2 protein-coding genes are annotated in these 3,978 nt (G+C 57.6%); one reads left to right on the forward strand and one right to left on the reverse strand.

The annotated features are described in order from the left end of the window. Positions 1 to 140: 140 nt before the first annotated feature. Positions 141 to 1,700 (reverse strand): ISL3 family transposase, encoded by a 1,560-nt coding sequence (locus ASG63_RS19770; RefSeq protein WP_056220563.1) that lies wholly within the window; start codon positions 1,698 to 1,700, stop codon positions 141 to 143. A gap of 311 nt (positions 1,701 to 2,011) precedes the next feature. On the opposite strand from ASG63_RS19770, the gene ASG63_RS25615 reads away from it, so the two are divergent. Beyond that, a complete protein-coding gene (locus tag ASG63_RS25615; RefSeq protein ID WP_156394271.1) occupies positions 2,012 to 3,859 on the forward strand; it encodes a hypothetical protein in 1,848 nt (615 codons plus the stop codon). Positions 3,860 to 3,978 lie beyond the last annotated feature (119 nt).

Raw genomic sequence — 3,978 nt, forward strand, 5'->3', positions numbered from 1 at the left:
GTGGGAACGGTGTCGTGCCATGGTCTTCATCCTCCGAAGACCCAGCCAGCCGGTCAATCAGCCTTATCCAATCCGTCCACCTCCAGGGGCCCACTCCAGATCGGCGTGCAACTTTGGCTCTGCCACACTTTCGCTGATCCTCAAGGCGTGAGGCCGATCAGGCGAGCTTGGAGCAGGTCGATCTTGCCCCGGCCGTACATCTGGCGCTTTACGAGCTTGAGCTTGGTGATCTGTCCCTCCGTTTGGCCGTTCGACCACGGCAGCGTGATCGCGGCCTGAACTGCGGCTCGGTCCTGACCGATGCCGCGCGCGAAGGAGGCGACGAGACTCGCCTCAGCTCGCCTGATCCATCCCTCGAACTGGCCAAGCTCGTTTCCTCGTACCATCGTCTGGAAGACGCCGACCACCTCGCGCGCCTCGACCAGCGCCGGCACCCCTTCCTCGACGGCGGCCACGGTCAGCGTCTCCGCCCTGGTCAACCGGTCCCGACCCGTCGTCAGCAGTCGTGCCAAGGTTCGCGCCGACGGCACGCGCTGAAGCCGCTCGATGTTGGCCTGCTCTGCGCGCCGGCGCCGCGTCGCCCATTCCCCGACGACCCGGAGCGATCCTTGGAAGCCCTGCACCTTCGCCTTCCGCCAAAGTTCGGTGGCATTGCGATTGCCCGCGTCCCACTGGGCATCGAGCCAGGGCAGATGGGCTTCGAGCGAGCTCTGGCGGACCCGGAAGACGTCCGTACGCTCGCCACGCAGGACCGCACGCACCACCTTGCGGCTGTGGCCTAGGCGCTGGCCGATCCGGCGGATCGGGACGCCTGCCTGGGCGAGCGCGCGGATGGCCGCGTCCGCCTCTTCCCGCCGCAGGTATCCCTCGTACTGGATGCGCTCAACTGCGGTGAGGACTGCCGTATCAAGGGTGGCTACGCCAACGACCTTGCGAACCTGACGCATCGACCTGCGTACGGCAACGAGGAAGCCGCGGCTGGCGTTCTCCATGAGGTGCCAACGGTCGGCGACTTGGATAGCCTGCGGCAGAGCGCGAGCGATCGCTTCACCATATCCGCCGCCACGGTCGCAGGCGACGATCTCGATCGAGGCATTCTCCTTCAGCCAGGTCTGAGCGGTTGCCTGTTCGCGGTCCGGTAGGAGCGCCACGATGCGGCGGCGTTCGAGATCGCAGACCAGGGTGCCGTAACGGTGGTTGCGTCGCCAGGCGAAGTCGTCGATGCCGATGACGCCGAGCGGATCGGACCGTATCGTCGCCCGACGGCGGACGACGCGCAGGAGGGTGTCGCGACTGACCGGCAGCATGAGACGCTGGGCGAGGCCCGCACCGGGCCGACCGCCAAGCGCAAGACCGACGTGATGCACGATCTGCTCCAGCCGCGAGGTGCGTCGCGCGAAGGCGGGCAGAACGCCGTCGGGAAAACGCTCGGCGAAGATCTTCCGCCTGCAGGCAGCTGCGTCGCACCAGAAGCGTCGTACGACGACCTGAAGCTCGACGCGCCGGCCACCGAGCGGCAGGTCGGCGGCACGGCGCTGGTAGCGGCTTTGGATGCGACGCGAAGGAGTCCGCCAGTCTGGGCAGCTCATCACTGCGGCTCCCGACCTCACGACTAGATCGGTCCGGTCGGCGCCGACATCGACATGATCGACGACGAATCCAGCGGGTACGAGGCTCGACGATCGGAAGCCAGGGCGCATGCTGCGGCTCCATCGTGGGTGTCCGCAACCTCAACGCCGTCGGCATCAGCGAGAGTGAGTCAGAGCCAGTTGCACGCCGAAACACAATTGCTGATCATTGCGTGTGGTTACGGCACCACAGAAGCCTCCCAAATCCGCTTTCAGCGTTTTCAAGTGGGCGCGTCGTGTTAATAGGAACTAATCTCTATAGGGACGATCCCGGTCGCGAAAATCCATTTCGTTGGGTAGGCGGCATGGCCTTGTTGACCAAAGACAAGATCGCGGAGAAATTTTGGCTATACTAACTGGATCAAACATCTAAGAGAAGCGCCTTGCCAGACTCTTTCAACAGAACGCCAATCGCAGTGTGTGGTTCGTCCGGCTTCTTGGACTACTGCGATACTATTGACGGATGCATCGAAAGAATACCGCTAGCAGATGCTTCCTGGCGCGCACACGCTTTTTTCTTACACATAACGCAACTCGCGTTTGTGACTGTCGATGGCGATTACCTTACGAGAGAACTAGCCGACTACTCGGCGGCGCTGAATGGCTCTCAGGATTACGTCCTGATTATTGACTACGCGCACGAAGGGTGGGCCTTGGAAGAGCGTTTTGCGCCCCATGTCCTTGCTTTACATAAAATGATTGGAAGATACGGCTTCGATCCTTTGAAGACATGCATCATCCACCACAACAATTTACTGATTGACAATCCGAGTCTATACAAGGATTTCTGCGCATATAATGGCTACGAGCCATTCGACATGATTTACTCCCAATCTTGGCTCCTCAACCAAGCTAAGTTCATTTCTGAGAAGTTTGCAGGCCAGGACGCATTCGATAGAATGGCAGCGTCCTATTTCCAGAATCCCGACCATGGGATTGTTAAGACGCATAAATATCTTTGTTATAACTATTTCCCGCGGTTTCCCCGCGTGATGTTTTTGATGAAGTTACTGGAGCGGGGTCTGCTCAGCGACGGACTTGTTTCGTTCGCCGGATTTCGTATTGCTGATATGGAATACGACTTCTACGCTGACGCGCAAGCAAAGCTAGTCTACTGGCCTGAAGGAGCATCGTACTCGAAGACCTTGTCAGCGCTGGCTGACATGTCTCCACTAGTTGTCGACGCCCATCCAGGCTCAACCAAGAACATATTGGCTTATCAGTTTGATGCCGGGCCTTATCAGAAAAGCTTATTTTCGATCGTGACAGACGCCGGATTCGATAATGGGCTGCATATGAAGCGCATTACGGAGAAGTTCTTGAAGCCCGTACTGCACATGCATCCTTTCATCCTTTTTGGTGAGCCTGGCGGGCTGGCTGTAGTACGCGATCTTGGGTTTCAAACTTTCGGCAATTTCATTGACGAGAGCTACGATGCCATTCTCCCTGCAGACAGACGGATGGACAAGATCGTGGATGCTGTTGATGAGCTCTGTGCTTTTGACATCAAATCAATACAGGCGATGCGGTCGAGAGTTTCCGACGCTGTATTTCATAACTTCTATCACCTTGCGTATGGTTTCTACGGCAGGGTGCGACACACTTCAGAACGAAGCGTAATCGAGTATATACAAAAAGCGCTTGATAGCGGCGAGCCGATTGTCTTTGAAGTTCCGCTCGTCAACAGCGAACCGAGCGATACAGCTGTCCGCTCCTATGAAAAAATAGACTTCGATTCCCCTCTAGTCATCAATGCAAGTTTTGCGTGGGACGACATCATTGTCTTAGATGGCCGCGAGGCAAGTCGCCTTCAGGACAATCGCACCCATGGCAATCACTGTGTTCTTCTCAGGGGGGCGTCGGGGCAAGGCGAAAAGCTGCGGATCCGCTTGGAGGTTAAAAGCCGTGGCGCAAAGTCGCTCATGGTACACATCAAATCCCCGTTACATACAGAATATCAGTTTATCTACAATCTAGACCTTGGGATCATCAGCAGCAGCGATGTTTATGAGACAGATTCTGATATCGAATGCTCGGCAAAACACCTCGACAATGGGTGGGTCGGGCTCGAATTTGACGGCCAGATCGGGCGGAGTGAGGGCCCACTACACATGGCGATTTACCTCGGCCGCGAGGGATTCGAGTACGCGTCAGAAACGCCGACAGGCGTATTAATCGCCAAATTCTCGGTATCTGCGCTACGCGTGCAGAGGACGGAGAGCAGTTCGTAGCGGCAATCACCGCCCTATTATAGCTGCATCCGATCAGGTTGGATCAAAGGCATCGTAGCCTGCGGCCATCAGGTAGTTGCGGCATTCGACTGGTGTGAAGCGCTCGAAGGCTTGCTTGA

The sequence above is a fragment of the Methylobacterium sp. Leaf94 genome (assembly GCF_001426045.1).
GTDB lineage: Bacteria > Pseudomonadota > Alphaproteobacteria > Rhizobiales > Beijerinckiaceae > Methylobacterium.